At 71.1% G+C, this 14,015-nt stretch carries 10 protein-coding genes and 1 pseudogene; 6 read left to right on the top strand and 5 right to left on the bottom strand.

Annotation, left to right across the window (positions count from 1 at the left end):
* The first annotated feature begins 151 nt into the window (after positions 1–151).
* On the top strand, positions 152–2,278 hold the full coding sequence (locus tag ABZ070_RS28795; RefSeq protein ID WP_356638260.1) for a SpoIIE family protein phosphatase: 2,127 nt from the start codon (positions 152–154) through the stop codon (positions 2,276–2,278).
* A gap of 214 nt (positions 2,279–2,492) precedes the next feature.
* A complete protein-coding gene (locus ABZ070_RS28790) occupies positions 2,493–2,654 on the top strand; it encodes a hypothetical protein (RefSeq protein WP_356638259.1) in 162 nt (53 codons plus the stop codon).
* 60 nt (positions 2,655–2,714) lie between these two features.
* Here ABZ070_RS28790 and ABZ070_RS28785 read toward each other — a convergent pair whose 3' ends face one another.
* Entirely contained in the window at positions 2,715–3,371 is a 657-nt protein-coding gene (locus ABZ070_RS28785) for a TOPRIM nucleotidyl transferase/hydrolase domain-containing protein (RefSeq protein WP_356638258.1), read from the bottom strand.
* Between the two features lie 224 nt (positions 3,372–3,595).
* On the opposite strand from ABZ070_RS28785, the gene ABZ070_RS28780 reads away from it, so the two are divergent.
* Entirely contained in the window at positions 3,596–5,815 is a 2,220-nt protein-coding gene (locus ABZ070_RS28780) for an NADP-dependent isocitrate dehydrogenase (RefSeq protein ID WP_356638257.1), read from the top strand.
* Between the two features lie 199 nt (positions 5,816–6,014).
* Positions 6,015–6,443 carry a pyridoxamine 5'-phosphate oxidase family protein gene (locus tag ABZ070_RS28775; RefSeq protein ID WP_356638256.1) on the top strand — a complete coding sequence of 143 codons (429 nt, stop codon included), beginning with the start codon at positions 6,015–6,017 and terminating at the stop codon, positions 6,441–6,443.
* Between the two features lie 96 nt (positions 6,444–6,539).
* Here the strand turns inward: ABZ070_RS28775 and ABZ070_RS28770 are convergent, their stop codons facing one another.
* Positions 6,540–7,463 carry a glutamate ABC transporter substrate-binding protein gene (locus ABZ070_RS28770; protein ID WP_356638255.1) on the bottom strand — a complete coding sequence of 308 codons (924 nt, stop codon included), beginning with the start codon at positions 7,461–7,463 and terminating at the stop codon, positions 6,540–6,542.
* Positions 7,464–7,648: 185 nt separating this feature from the next.
* Entirely contained in the window at positions 7,649–9,727 is a 2,079-nt protein-coding gene (locus ABZ070_RS28765; RefSeq protein ID WP_356638254.1) for a neutral/alkaline ceramidase, read from the bottom strand.
* 241 nt (positions 9,728–9,968) lie between these two features.
* Here ABZ070_RS28765 and ABZ070_RS28760 point away from each other — a divergent pair, with 241 nt between their 5' ends.
* Positions 9,969–11,057, top strand: coding sequence for an AraC family transcriptional regulator (locus ABZ070_RS28760; protein ID WP_356638253.1), 1,089 nt, complete (start codon positions 9,969–9,971; stop codon positions 11,055–11,057).
* 39 nt (positions 11,058–11,096) lie between these two features.
* On the opposite strand, the gene ABZ070_RS28755 is transcribed toward ABZ070_RS28760, so the two are convergent.
* Positions 11,097–12,488: an acyl-CoA dehydrogenase family protein gene (locus ABZ070_RS28755; RefSeq protein ID WP_356638252.1), complete on the bottom strand. Its 1,392-nt coding sequence runs from the start codon at positions 12,486–12,488 to the stop codon at positions 11,097–11,099.
* A gap of 138 nt (positions 12,489–12,626) precedes the next feature.
* Positions 12,627–13,085: an Rrf2 family transcriptional regulator gene (locus tag ABZ070_RS28750; RefSeq protein WP_356638251.1), complete on the bottom strand. Its 459-nt coding sequence runs from the start codon at positions 13,083–13,085 to the stop codon at positions 12,627–12,629.
* A gap of 354 nt (positions 13,086–13,439) precedes the next feature.
* Here ABZ070_RS28750 and ABZ070_RS28745 point away from each other — a divergent pair.
* A pseudogene (locus tag ABZ070_RS28745) lies at positions 13,440–14,015 on the top strand (hypothetical protein); the annotation flags it as partial.

Here is a 14,015-nt window from a genome sequence, read left to right as displayed (position 1 = left end):
GAAGGCGATGGACGTCGTCTGCCATCTGCTGCGGTCCGTGATCCGGGTGCGCGAGGGCTGAGCGGGCAGCGGCGCGGGAGCATGCTGGGAGAGCCGGGAGCGGTTCCTGGGACAGTGTGCGGCGCGGTGCGAGAGGGCGAGTGGAGACCCGATGGCCCAACACGTGACCGGTCGGCCGGACGACGGCGCCGGGCCGGATCCGGCGCTGCCCGGCCCCGAACTGCAGCGTCGGATCCTGGAGCAGTTGCCCGTCCCCGTCACGTTCTTCGACCGGAGCCTGCGGCTCGTTGCCGCCAATACGGCAGCGTGCAGCACGACGGGCAGACCGAAGGAGCAGCTGATCGGTCTGCGGCCGGCCGAGGTGGCGCCGGGCGTCCTGGCCGGCGGTGAGGAAGGCCTCGAACAGGCCATGGAACAGGTGCTGAGGACCGGCGAGCCCCGGACCCACGCGACCTGCCTCTCCGGCGGCAGCCCGGAGGGTGCGAGCGTCGCCGTCCTGTCCCCTGTGAAGGACGACACGGGCGCAGTCCAGGGCGTGGCGATGGTTTCGCAGGACACCTCGGAGCAGTACCGGGCGCGGCAGCGCATGGCCGTCCTCAACGAGGCCAGCCGGCGCATCGGCAGCACGCTCGATCTGGGCCGTACCGCGGAGGAGCTCGCGGAGCTCGCCACGGAGAACTTCGCCGACTTCGTCGCCGTCGACCTGCTCGCCTCGGTCCTCGCGGGCGAGGAAGGACGGCCGGTCGGCGGCAGGGGCACCATCGCCTTGTGCCGGGCGGCCCAGGCGTCCGTGCTGGAGGACTGTCCGGAAGCGGTGGTCCCACTGGGGGCGACGCACTCCTTCGACCGCGACTCGGCGGTGGGCCGCGCCCTGGCCCGGGGGGAGACGGCGCGGCGCACCGTCGACGAGGAGGCCCTGCGCGACTGGACCGCTGCGGACCCGCAGCGGGTCCGCAGCATGCGCGACCACCGGATCCACTCCACGATCGTGGCGCCGCTCCAGGCCCGGGGCACCACCCTCGGCATGGCCGTGTTCTGCCGCCACCGGACTCCGGACCCGTTCGACGACCGCGACCTGCAACTGGCCGCGGAGCTCGTCGCCCGCGCCGCCGTGTGCGTCGACAATGCACGCCGTTACACCCGCGAGCGTGCCACGGCCCTTGCCCTGCAGCGGAGTCTGCTGCCCCGCCGGCCGGCGCGGCAGCGCGCGGTGGAAGTCGCCTCCCGCTACCTGCCGAACACCACGGGCGCGGGCATCGGAGGGGACTGGTTCGACGTCATCCCGCTGTCGGGGGCCAGGGTCGCCCTCGTGGTCGGCGATGTCATCGGTCATGGCGTCCAGGCCTCGGCGACCATGGGACGTCTGCGCACCGCCGTACGGACCCTGGCCGAGGTGGACCTGGCTCCGGACGAGCTGCTCACCCAGTTGGACGACCTTGTCCAGAAGCTGGACCGCGAGGAGGCGGGGGACGCCGCCGACAGCTCGCCCGTCGCGGGAGCGACCTGCCTGTACTCGGTGTACGACCCGGTCTCGGGTCGCTGCACCATGGCGAGCGCCGGCCATCCCGAACCGGTGCTCGTCCGGCCCGACGGCGCCGCGCCCCTGCTCGGCCTGCCGAGTGGCCCGCCCCTGGGCGTCGGAGGGCTGCCCTTCGAAGCGGCGGAGTTCGAGCTGCCGGAGAGCACCATGCTCGCCCTGTACACAGACGGCCTGACCGAGGCCCACGGGCGGGACGTCGACGCCTCGCTCGCCCTGCTCCGCAAGACCCTCGCCCGTCCGCCGGCGTCGCTCGAGGAGACCTGCGACACCGTCATGGGCGCGATGCTGACGGAGAGCCCGCTCGACGACGTCGCCCTGCTCCTCGCCCGCACCCACCGGCTCGACGCCCACCGCCACGCGTCCTGGGATCTTCCCGCCGATCCGTCGGTCGTCGCCGATGCCCGCAGGCACGCCTCGGCCAAGCTGGAGGAGTGGGGCTTGGGCGACGCCGCCTTCACCACCGAACTGGTCGTCAGCGAACTCGTGACCAACGCCATCCGCTACGGCGGCGATCCCATCCGGCTGCGCCTGATCCGGGACGCCTCGCTCATCTGCGAGGTGTCCGACGGGAGCAGCACCGCGCCCCATCTGCGCCGGGCCCGGATCTTCGACGAGGGCGGTCGGGGACTGCTGCTGGTGGCGAGCCTCACGGAACGCTGGGGGACGCGGCACAGCCCCTCGGGGAAGACGATCTGGGCCGAGCAGGCCCTCCCGGAAGCGGACGCGACCGCACTGTGAGACACCTCCGGACCCGGTCTCGTCCCCACCGGGACCCTGACCGCCTCGTTCTCCGAGGTCACAGCGGTGCGGTGGGAGCCGAGGAGGCTCGCGGCGGAAGCGGGGGAAAGGGGTGCCGACAGGAGCGCACACGCCACCTCCTACACTCGGTCACTGCTCTCGGCCGTCGCCCGTGGCGGCACGAGGCGAACCCTGGGAAAGGACCCTGTTCGAGATGAGTTCCGCAGACCGCACCGAGGCACCGATCTACGCGGACCTGGTGGACGAGCGGGGCGACGTGCCCGCCGACGTCCGACGCACTGCCGAGGAGACGCTGCGCGAGATGGGGCGGATCTTCGACTTCGGCGACGGCATGGCCTCCGTCGGCCGCCGCTAGGGCCGCCGGAGCTTCGCGCCTTCTTCTCCGTACCCTGCCCGGCCCGGTCGACCGTTTCGGTCAGACCTGGTCGAGCAATCGGCGCAGCGGCCCTGGTACGCGCTCCTCGTCCAGTTCCTCGACGAGCATGCGGGCGTAGTGGATCTTGCGTCCGCTGTGGGTGCCCATGAAGCGCCGAAGCTGCTTGTGCACGGTCCGCTCCCGCTGAGCCGGCTGCTTCTGGAACGTGCGGAACGGCCGCAGATCGCCCTGGGCGGCGAGCACCCGCTCCACGGCCTCGGCCCCCAGGGCCCGCAGGAGCTCGTCCTCCAGGTCCGCGTCACAGACCTGGAAGCGACGCCGTTGCAGCGCGTCACGGTCGGGATGGGACCCGAGGCCCGCTCGCTCCAGGGCGCGCCGGAAGAAGCGTTCCTCCGCGGCATCGCACAGCCCCGCGGGCTCGACGTCGAGCCCCTCTGGCCCGAGCAGGTCCAGGAAGCGGCCGATGTTCGTCGCACCTCCCATGGGGACGACAAAGACGCCTTCCTCATCGAGATCGCGTCCGTGGCGCAGCGCCAGCGCCTCCACCGCGGCCCTGTCGCTGTGGCCCTCGACGAGCACGATCGTGCGCAGTCCGGCGGCCACGGCCAGCTCATGCGCGGCCGCCGCCGCGGCCGGGGCGCCCGGTCCGCCGGCCGCCCATGCGACGACCGCCGAGCGGAAACTGTTCCTGCTCATCACGTCCACGGAGCCGGAGCCTACGCGCGCCGAGCCCGTCGCCCCACCCCTTTATGCCTCCGCGACGACTCTGTCGCGGAGGCGCGACGACCCTTGCCGGCGGCCCCGGAACACCCGGTCGGACCGGGTGGCGCCGCCGCGGGGCAGGGCCCTGTCGAGTGGGGAGCGATCACGGGATATCTTGATGTCGAGCAATGTTGCAGACGTGGAGAGCGGAGCACCCGGTGACTGACTCGACCATCATTTACACGCACACTGACGAGGCGCCCGCCCTGGCGACGTACTCGTTCCTGCCTGTGATCCAGGCGTACGCATCGACGGCCGGTGTCACCGTGGAGACCCGTGACATCTCGCTCGCGGGACGGATCATCTCCCAGTTCCCCGAGTACCTCGAAGAGGGCCAGCGCATCGACGACGCCCTCGCCGAGCTCGGGGCCCTGGCCAAGACGCCCGAAGCGAACATCATCAAGCTGCCGAACATCTCGGCCTCGATTCCGCAGCTCAAGGCCGCCGTGGCCGAGCTGAAGGAGCAGGGCTACGCGCTGCCGGACTACCCGGACGACCCGAAGACCGACGAGGAGCGCGACATCCGCGCCCGCTACGACAAGGTCAAGGGCAGCGCCGTCAACCCGGTCCTGCGCGAGGGCAACTCCGACCGCCGTGCCCCGGCCTCGGTGAAGAACTACGCCAAGGCCCATCCGCACCGCATGGGCGCCTGGACCGCCGAGTCGAAGACGAACGTCGCCACCATGGGCGTGGACGACTTCCGCTCCACCGAGAAGTCCGCGGTCGTCGCCGAGGACGGCACCCTGCGCATCGAGCTGAAGGGTGACGACGGCTCCACCACCGTGCTGCGCGAGTCGGTCCCCGTCCTCACGGGCGAGGTCGTCGACGCTTCCGTCATGCGCGTCGCCGCCCTGCGCGAGTTCCTCACCGCGCAGGTCGCCCGCGCCAAGGCGGAGGACGTGCTGTTCTCCGTGCACCTGAAGGCCACGATGATGAAGGTCTCCGACCCGATCGTCTTCGGCCACGTCGTCCGCGCCTTCTTCCCGAAGACCTTCGCGCAGTACGGCGAGGCGCTCGCCAAGGCAGGCCTCACCCCGAACGACGGCCTCGGCGGCATCTACAAGGGCCTGGAAGCCCTGCCCGAGGGCGCCGAGATCAAGGCCTCCTTCGACGCCGAGATCGCCGAGGGCCCGGCCCTCGCGATGGTCGACTCCGACCGCGGCATCACCAACCTGCACGTGCCGTCCGACGTCATCGTCGACGCCTCCATGCCGGCAATGATCCGTACCTCCGGCCACATGTGGGGCCCCGACGGCCAGGAGGCAGACACCCTCGCGGTCCTGCCGGACAGCAGCTACGCGGGCGTCTACCAGGCCGTCATCGACGACTGCCGCGCCAACGGAGCCTTCGACCCGTCGACGATGGGCTCCGTGCCGAACGTCGGTCTGATGGCGCAGAAGGCCGAGGAGTACGGCAGCCACGACAAGACCTTCGAGATCCCCACCACGGGTACGGTCCGCGTCGTCGACGCCGCCGGCAACGCGGTGCTGGAGCAGGTCGTGAGCGCCGGTGACATCTTCCGGATGTGCCAGACCAAGGACGCGCCCATCAAGGACTGGGTCAAGCTCGCCGTCACCCGCGCCCGCGCGACCGGCGTCCCGGCCGTGTTCTGGCTCGACGAGGGCCGCGCGCACGACGCGCAGCTGATCGAGAAGGTCAAGACCTACCTGGCCGAGCACGACACCGAGGGCCTGCAGATCGAGATCATGTCTCCGGTCGAGGCGACCGCGTTCTCCCTCGAGCGCATCCGCCGCGGCGAGGACACGATCTCCGTGACCGGCAACGTGCTGCGCGACTACCTGACCGACCTGTTCCCGATCCTGGAGCTCGGCACGAGCGCCAAGATGCTTTCGGTCGTCCCGCTGATGAACGGCGGCGGACTGTTCGAGACGGGTGCCGGCGGCTCGGCCCCCAAGCACGTGCAGCAGCTCGTCAAGGAGAACTACCTGCGCTGGGACAGCCTCGGCGAGTTCCTCGCGCTGGCCGTCAGCTTCGAGCACCTCGCGACGACCACGGGCAACGCCCGCGCCCAGGTCCTCGCCGACACGCTCGACCGCGCCACCGGCACCTTCCTCAACGAGGACAAGTCCCCGAGCCGCAAGCTGGGCGGCATCGACAACCGCGGCAGCCACTTCTACCTGGCCCTGTACTGGGCCCAGGAGCTGGCCGAGCAGTCCGAGGACAAGCAGCTCGCGGAGGCGTTCGCGCCCCTCGCCGAGACGCTGGGCGAGCAGGAGCAGACCATCGTCGGCGAGCTGATCGCGGCGCAGGGCTCCGCGGCCGACATCGGCGGCTACTACCAGCCGGACGCCGCGAAGGCCTCGGCCGTCATGCGTCCGTCGAAGACCTTCAACCAGGCGCTGGCGACCCTGAGCTGACAAAGGCTCGGGCGGCCCGCCGCCCCTCGCACCGCCCCGGCCGGCACTTCTGCCCGGCCGGGGCGGTCGTGTCTGCGGCCGTGATCGAGTCTGTCCGGCGTGGGCGGGAACACGGCGCGGCGGGGATGCTGTTGACAGGGGAGGAGAGCCGGACGGGCACCGCCCGCCGGCGGGCGGCCGAACCGACAAGGGAGTCACTGTGGCGCTCACCCGTGAAGACCGCGAGAAGTTCCTGGCAGAACCGCATGTCGCAGCACTCGCGGTTGATGACGGCGAGGAGGACCGGGCGCCTCTCACGGTGCCCATCTGGTACCAGTACGAACCCGGCGGCGACATCTGGGTCATGACCGGCCGCGACTCGCGCAAGGCGCGGGCGATCGCGTCTGCCGGCCGGTTCTCGCTGATGGTCGACCGCGTCGAACCGACAGTCCGCTACGTCTCGGTCGAGGGCCCCGTCGTCGAGACGGTCGCGGCCACCCGCGAGCAACTGGTGGAGATCTCGGCGCGCTATCTGGAACCGGGGAAGGTCGAGGCCTACGTCGATTTCGCCTGGCAGAACCACGGCGACCAGCTGGTCATCCGGATGCGCCCGCAGCGGTGGATCAGCTCGGACCTGGGCGAGGCCTGAGCGAGCGCGGACCGAGCGGGCCGCGTGGGCAGCCCGGACCGGGACAGCGCGGTCCGAGCGGGCGGTGTGCCGATGCGCACCGCCCGCCGGCAGGAGTCAGGGGCGCAGCACCATCGGCGGGCCCACGTAGTGGGAGCCGGAGAGGCCGAGCGTCGCGTCGTAGGCCATCTTGTAGTCGCCGTTCTCGTCGTGCGCCACGATGGCGTCGGAGACGGCATCGCGGAGGGCCTTGTCGCCCTTGGCCATGCCGATGCCGTAGGGCTCCTCCGTGAACGGGCGGCCGACGACCTTCAGTTGGTCCGGGTGCTGGGCGGCGTAGCCCTTGAGGATGGCGTCGTCCGTGGTGACGGCGTCGACCTCGGATTCGAGCAGCAGCCGGACGCACTCGGTGTACTTGGCGGTCTCGACAGTCGTGGTGTTGTACTCGGGCTTCTTGATCTCCCGGAGCGCCGTCGAACCCTTTGCGGAGCAGACCTTCTTGCCCTGCAGGGAGAACGGCCCCGCGATGGTCCTGTCGTCCTTGCGGATCAGCAGGTCGGCGCCGGCCATGTAGTAGGGGCCGGCAAAGCCGACCTTCTTTCTGCGCTCGTCGTTCATGGTGTACGTGCCGACGTACAGATCCACCTCGCCGTCGGAGATGGCCTCCTCGCGGACGCCGGTGTCGACCGTCTTGAACTCGATCTTGTCGGCGGGGAAACCGAGGTCGGCCGCGACCATCTTGGCGATCTCGATGTCGAAGCCGGAGCGCTTGCCGGTCTCGTCCTCGAAGCCGAGGAACGGCTGGTCGTTCTTGGCGCCGATGACCAGCTTGCCGGCCGCCTGGGCCTTCTGCAGGGTCGGGGAGTCGATGTCGACGTTCCTGGCGACGGTGTAGGTGGGCAGCTTCGGAAGGTCCCTGGCGTCCGCGCGGGTCGTCGGCCCGTCACCGGAGGTCTCGGAGTCCCCACCACAGGCGGTTGCGGTGAGGGCGACTGCGAGCACGGTGACAGCCGCGGTCGCGGCGGACTTGTAGGCCTTCATGGTGCGACATCCTTCACTCGATTTTGCGAGGAGAGTAAGGAGTTGCAGCGCCCAGCGTCATTACATCTGAGCTGAAATTGAGCATCACATTCCGGATACGGCGATCGACTGCGCTCCCGGTTCGCAGGGTGTGCTCCCGGTCGCAGGGGGCGCCCGGCGCGACCACTGGCGGCGCATCAGCACACTCAGCCGACCGTGAACGCTCCCGTTGCCCCGCTGAACGCGCTGATCCTGCCGAGGAGGCTCTTCGCGTCTCCATGGTGCACGATCCGGTATGTCCCGGCCGGTGTGCCGGGAGCGATCTTCCAGGTGACGACGGCCCTGGAAGTGCCCGTCAGGCCGTTGATCCGGACCCAGCGGTACGTGGTGTCCCAGTCGCCGTCGTCCAGGTGCCGGACCCAGGCGCCGTTCACCTGGCGCTGCACCTCGAGGAACGTCCCGTTGCGGTGCAGGTCGTTCTTGGGGTGCCCGGTCACGAACTCGGCCGCCACCGTGGCCCCCCGCTTGTAGGAGGCCGCGGGCCCGCTCAGTACGTCACCGAATTTCCTGCCCGAGGGCGGGTTGTCCATCACCACACCGGTCTGCAGCGAGACCTGTCGGCTCGACTGGTCGGGCGGCGTCGGACCCTGGTCGACGGTCGTGCCGTCCCGCAACGAGGCGGCCAGAGAGGCGAACTCCTGCTGGTACGCGGGCAGTGTGTGACGTCCGTAGAGCGTCGAGCCGCCCTCGTACTGCTGCAGGTCGTACTCCTCCGGCGTCGTCACATACTGGCTGTAAGCGTTCGCATAGCCCTGCATCAGCACGTTCTCGAGCGGCACGCCCAGTTCCTCTGCGACCGTGCGGCGGATGCGCAGACCCGAGACGATCGTGTACTCGGCGGGACCGGCGACCAGGTGGAACTGGCCGATCTTGACGATCTGCAGGGGCAGGATCGTGGGCGTCGTGGGCGTGACCGCGTTGACCAGCCCGGTGGGCACCAGACTCGCCTTCGGATACTGGCAGCCCACCAGCCACTCGGGCGGATCGATGTCGAACGGCTTCAGCAGCTCGGCCACCGGGCTGTTCATGCCCTCGGTGAATCCGGGGATCGCGGGACCGTCCTCGACGCTGCCCGCCAGGGTCGAGGCGCCCACCATGGCCGGGCAGGTGCGGTGCTCCTTGCCGTCCGGGGTGTACTTCCCGGCGACGGTGACCTCTTCCATGTTCACGTACCGCAGCCGGGAGTCGATGCTGCCGCTGACCGGGGTGGCTGCCCCGGCGTAGATCTCCTGCGCCTTGCGGAACTGTCGGTCGCCGATGATGCGCGTGTTCTCGAACTCGTCCTCCGTCGGCCCCGAACCGGGTTTCAGGTTCAGGTTGGGCGACATGTCCCCGGCGTTCGTGTTGGGGAACGCCGCGACGAAGCCCTCCCGGTTGTCGAGGTAGCGCACACCCTTCTCGTCGTGCTCCCACTCGTACGCCGCGTAGCCCTTGTTGTCCGGGCTGAGGAGGGTGTTCTTGTTCGTGAGCGACGTGTTGTGCGTGGCGAACCAGCTGATGGCGCCGATGTCGCTGCCGCCCTGCCGGAAGCGGAGCACGGTCATGGCGGGGTCGATGGCGCCCGGGAAGGCCGCCCTGTCGCCGGCGGGGTTCCTGTCGAACGCGGTCTTGGAGCGGTTCACGCTCGCATTGGTCAGTTCGCCCCGGCCCAGCGTGACGGTCCCCGGTGCGAGGTCCTCGTGTGCCTCGGCCACCGACTCGACGATGCCGTCGACGATCGCCCGGTACGTCTCCTTCTGGAAGCCGAGCGAAGCCAGGTTGTACGCCAGGTGGTGCGAGTGGCCGCCGGAGCCCGCGTGGGTGTGCGTCGCGGAGAGCAGGACGTTCTGCTCGCCGTAGAGCGAGCCGTAGCGTTCCCGGAGTTTCGCGAGGACACCCTGCCGCACCGACTGGAAAATCATGCCCAGGTCGGCGTTGACGTACGCGACCCTGCTGCCGCTGGTCCGGTCCGCCACGACGAAAGCCCTCGAGCGCTGCCGTTGATGGATGCCGCTCGCCTTCTGGTCGAAGCTCGAGTAGCCCATCATGCCGACTTCCGCGGCCTCTCCGGTGACGTCGGAGATGCCTCGGCCGACGAGATAGGTCGTCGGCTCGGCAGCCGTCGCCTCTGCCGGAGCCGCACCCGCGGGGACGGCTCCCGGCACGGCCGCCAGGGTCAGCGCGCCGAGCGATCCCGCCAGCAGCAGGGAGAGCGCCTTCGCGTTCGAACCGAGGAACAACCGCATGTCCACTCCCTCGTACCGGAATCCGGGTCGGCCGTCTGTGCAAGCGGCCCGTGACGCGGGGGAAGCGCCGCGTCGTGCCGTGCCGTTCGTGCAGCCGTTCGTGACAGGTGTGACCGACGGTAGGGGGGCCGGGAGGCCGGTGGAGAGGACTCAACCGGCCAGTAACGGGACTTCAGCGGCCACGCCCCCTGTCCTCCCGCTGCCGACATCCCTACAGTGGCAGCCCGGAGGTGAGGCGACGGTGCCGCACGAACGGGGACACACGCCCGCACAAGGGGAGTTGTCGGCGCGTCTCTCCGACCCGCGGTACGGATCGGCGACCATCACGCCCCATCTCCTGCGCTATCTCACACTCGTGGCCGCCGAGCGCGGTCACGACCTGAGCCCGGCCCTCGGCCGCGCCGGGCTCAGCGAGGCCGCACTCAGTTCCGTCGGCCTGCGGGTGTCCTACCGGCAGGGCAGCTCGGTGATCAGGGAAGCCGTGCGGGAGCTCGGCGATCCCGCGCTCGGCCTGGCGGTGGGCCGCCGTCAGCGGGTGACCGCCTGGGGGTTGGTCGGACTCGGCCTCCAGGCCAGCGCCACCCTCCGCGACGCCGTCGAGCTCGGAGTCCGCCACCACGGGGTGACCGGGTCCATGCTCGACTACCGTCTGGAGGCCGTGCCGGCCGGTGCCGCGATCCTGGCGACCGCCCGGTACACCGACTCGGAACTGCGGGCCTTCCTCCTCGAAGAGGCGTTCGGCAGCATCGTGGCCCTGATCAGGGATGCCTGGCGCAAGGAGTTCACGCCGCACTCCGTCTCCGTACGCCACCACCGCCCGGCGTACGGAGACGAGTACGAGCGGTACTTCCGTTGCCCCGTCACCTTCGACGCCCCCGACGACCGGCTCGTGTTCGCCGCCGACGATCTGCGCCGGCCCCTGCCCGGGGCGGACGCGTACACCCTCGCCCAAGTGGCAGGACTGCTCGACGCGGCGCGCACGCACGGACGTGAACGCCAGGACCTGGTGCAGGGACTGGAAGTGTCCGTCGCGCGTGGCCTGCCCCACGTCCCGCCGCTCGCGCAGCAGGCGCTGGCCCGGGGGATGAGCGAACGGACCCTGCGCAGAAGGCTCGCCGAACACGGCACCACCTACGAGGCGCTCGTCGACTCGGTCCGTCTCGTCCGGGCCGAGGAACTCATGACGACCAGCGACCTGCCGCTGCACAGGATCGCGAGGATGCTCGGCTTCAGTGACGCGCGGACCCTGCGGCGCGCGGTGGCACGCTGGTTCGGCACGAGCCCCTCAGCGATGCGGGGCGCCGCCTCCCGTCTGCGACGACCGGCGTGACCCACCGGCAGCCCCGACACCCCGCTCGTGCGGGCGCGGTCAGGGGCGCCGGGCGAGCCCGGGTCGCGTCCCGTTGAGGTAGTGGTCGCCGATGTCCCGCAATCGGTGGGCCGCCGGGATTCGGAGGGTCAGCGCGCGTGCGTCGCGCCAGAACCTGTCGAACCCCTGGGGGCTGTGACTGGCGGCACCGAACGCCCCGGTGAGCTCGAGGACCCGGGTGGTGATCCTTACGGCCGACCGGGCGGTGACCGTCTCGGCCGCCGAGACGAGGGCGGCTATGTCGGCGCAGTCGTCCACCGCGAGGCCCGGTCCGGCGAGCAGCCCCTGCGCGACGGCGTCCGTCGCCCGTTCGACGACCGCCACCGCGGCGTGGAGGGCGGTGGCGAGCTCTCCGTAGGCGAGGAGGACGTACGGGTCCTCGCCCAGCCGGTTGCCGAGGCTGCCGTCGTCCGTGCCGGCGGACGGTGGTGCGGCACTCGCGGCGCGGCTCACGTCCCGTGTCTCGGCGAGTGCGCCTTCCGTGACGCCCAGGGCGACCTGGGTCAGCAGAAGGCGCAGCGCGACAGGTGCGAGCGCCGCGCGGGGCCGCACGGCGTGCTCGTCGCGGGACGTGGAGCCGAGGATGTCTTCCGCCGGGACCGCGACACGATCGAAGAGCACGCTGCCCGAGCCGGTGAGGCGCTGCCCGACGAGGTCGTGCGTGTTCTGGGTGGACACCCCGGGGCGGGCGGGGTCCACCACGGCGACCAGCCGGTCGCCGGTGACGGGGCAGCGCGCACCGACGACGAGCCGGTCGGCCACGCCGACGCCTGCCGCCAGATCCTGGCGCCCGTCGAGGACGTACCCGCCCTCGGCAGGCGACAGAATCGGACAGTCCGCCCGCTCCTTCCCCGCGGGCTCGACCGCGCCTGCCAGCAGCCACTGCTCGTGGGCGGTACGGGACTCGAAGCCATGGGCGGGGTCCAGGCGATCGCTGCCCGGCTCGATGTTCTCCTGCGCCCCGTTCTCCCGTGCGCCCTGCTGCACGCCGCTCTGCGTGCCGTCGGATCCGCCGCGCTCGGTGGTGCCGGCCGGGCCGCCGTAGAAGCGGGCGCTCCACGCCAGTGCGCAGTGGTGGGCGAGCAGTTCGCCGACCGAACCGTCCGCCGCGGCGATCTCCCTGACGAGGGCGGCCGCCGAGCGCCAGTCGGCGCCCTGCTGCCCCGGCCGTGGGGGAGTGAGCCGGGCGAGCAGGCCCGCTTCCTTCAGCCTGCCCACCTCGTCGAGCGGCGGTTTGCCCGCCCGGTCGCGTGCGGGCGCGTCCGCCGCGAGGTCGTCGGCGACCTCCCGGATGACGCGTGGCCAGATCCCTTCGCGGGCCGGCCCGGCGGCACCGTCGCCGCCGCCTGCCGGCCGTGTCACGGGCTCCTTCAGCATGGCGTCGCCGGTCACGGTCCCCCCTTGAATCCCAATTCCCTATTGGATTAGTAGGGATACTGACAGAGGGCGAGGCTCCCGCCCAAGGGGGTGTCCGCAGGGTGGACGACGGATTCCGGCCGCCGAGATGACAGGCCCGTGGGTGGCCCTGCGTCAGGGGTTCGCCCAGGCGCCCGGCGTCTCGGTCAGCTCGGAGACCTCCGGCGGGAGCTGGGCCGATGCCACATCCGCCAGCGTCACGCCTTCGAGGATGCGGCGGACGTTCACCCGCAGGGCGATCCACAGCGGCAGCAACGACTCCGCGGGGCCGGTGTAGGAGAGCTCCGGCGGGCGCGCCCCGCGTACGGAGACCAGCGGGCCGTCCACCACGCGGATGACGTCGGCGACGGTGATCGTCGTCGCCGGACGCGCCAGCCAGTAGCCGCCGTTGCCACCCCTCTGACTGAGCACGAGGCCGCCGCGGCGCATGTCGTTGAGGATGCCTTCGAGGAACTTGTGCGAGATGCCCTGGGAGTCCGCGATCGCCTCGGCCTTCAGCGGCCCCGCGTCCTGGGAGGAGGCGAGCTGCAGCGCGGCACGCACCGCATAGTCGGCCCTGGCTGAAATGCGCATGTTCGCATTATTCCGCACCCCGGGCGGACGCCGTCACCCCGCTTCGCATGCCGCGACCGCACGCCGTACACGCACGCCGTACACGCACGCCGTACACGCACGCCGTACACGCACGCCGTACACGCACGCCGTACACGCACGCCGTGAACCGGACCGGTCCGGCAGTCTTGCGGCGCCGAGGAGCACCGCGCTCCATGCCGGCCCCTTCGGGGGACAGGGAGGGCGGCCGGTAGGGGCGGCGTGCCGCGTGACCGGCTCTGCGCCGGAGTCGTACGGCCGGAGCGGAACCAGGACCGGCCGTGCGTCGTGATACCAGCGAAAGCGTAAGGGTGCCGGGAAAAGGGGGAGTTCGCCGTGGCCGAGAGCGCCGTGCGGATCGAGGGAAACAGCCTGTTGCTGGGCGACGGTGTGCGGGTCCGGTTCATCAGGACGCTGCGCCTGCCGGAATCGGGTACGCATCCGCTGCCGCCGGGACTGGGCGAGTTCCCGGTACGGCGCGTCGAGGACCACGCCGATACCGTGCCGCCGCAGATGCTCGAGCGGGGCGGCGTGATGCTGCCCGTGTATCTGCGCGAGGCCATGTGGCTCAGCTTCGCGGGCAGTACCGAACCCGCCGCGCTCCAGGTGGGCGTGGGCAAGGTGTGCGCCGTCTCCGGCGAACCGTGGCGCGGGAAGCTGACGCGAAAGCCGCAGAACTACGTGGTGCTGCCCCGCCAGCCGTGGCTGGACGGCATCAACTCCGGAAAGGGCACGGTGCGTCAGTTCGTCGCCGTCCCGCTGGGGGTGGGCGCCACCGTGGAGGGCCAGGTCACCGGGGAGGAGACGTGGGGCGGCGTCCAGTTGCAGGCGTTCGGGCTGTCGGGCCGGGCGCTGGCGGCATGGCGCGAGGAGGAGCGCGTACGCGCGGAGCGTGCGGCGCGCGCGTGGTCC

The sequence above is a fragment of the Streptomyces sp. NPDC006283 genome (genome assembly GCF_040613325.1).
In the GTDB taxonomy this organism is placed as follows: domain Bacteria; phylum Actinomycetota; class Actinomycetes; order Streptomycetales; family Streptomycetaceae; genus Streptomyces.
The sequence above is the reverse complement of the archived record's forward strand: the minus strand, read 5'-3'. Positions and strand labels throughout refer to the sequence as shown.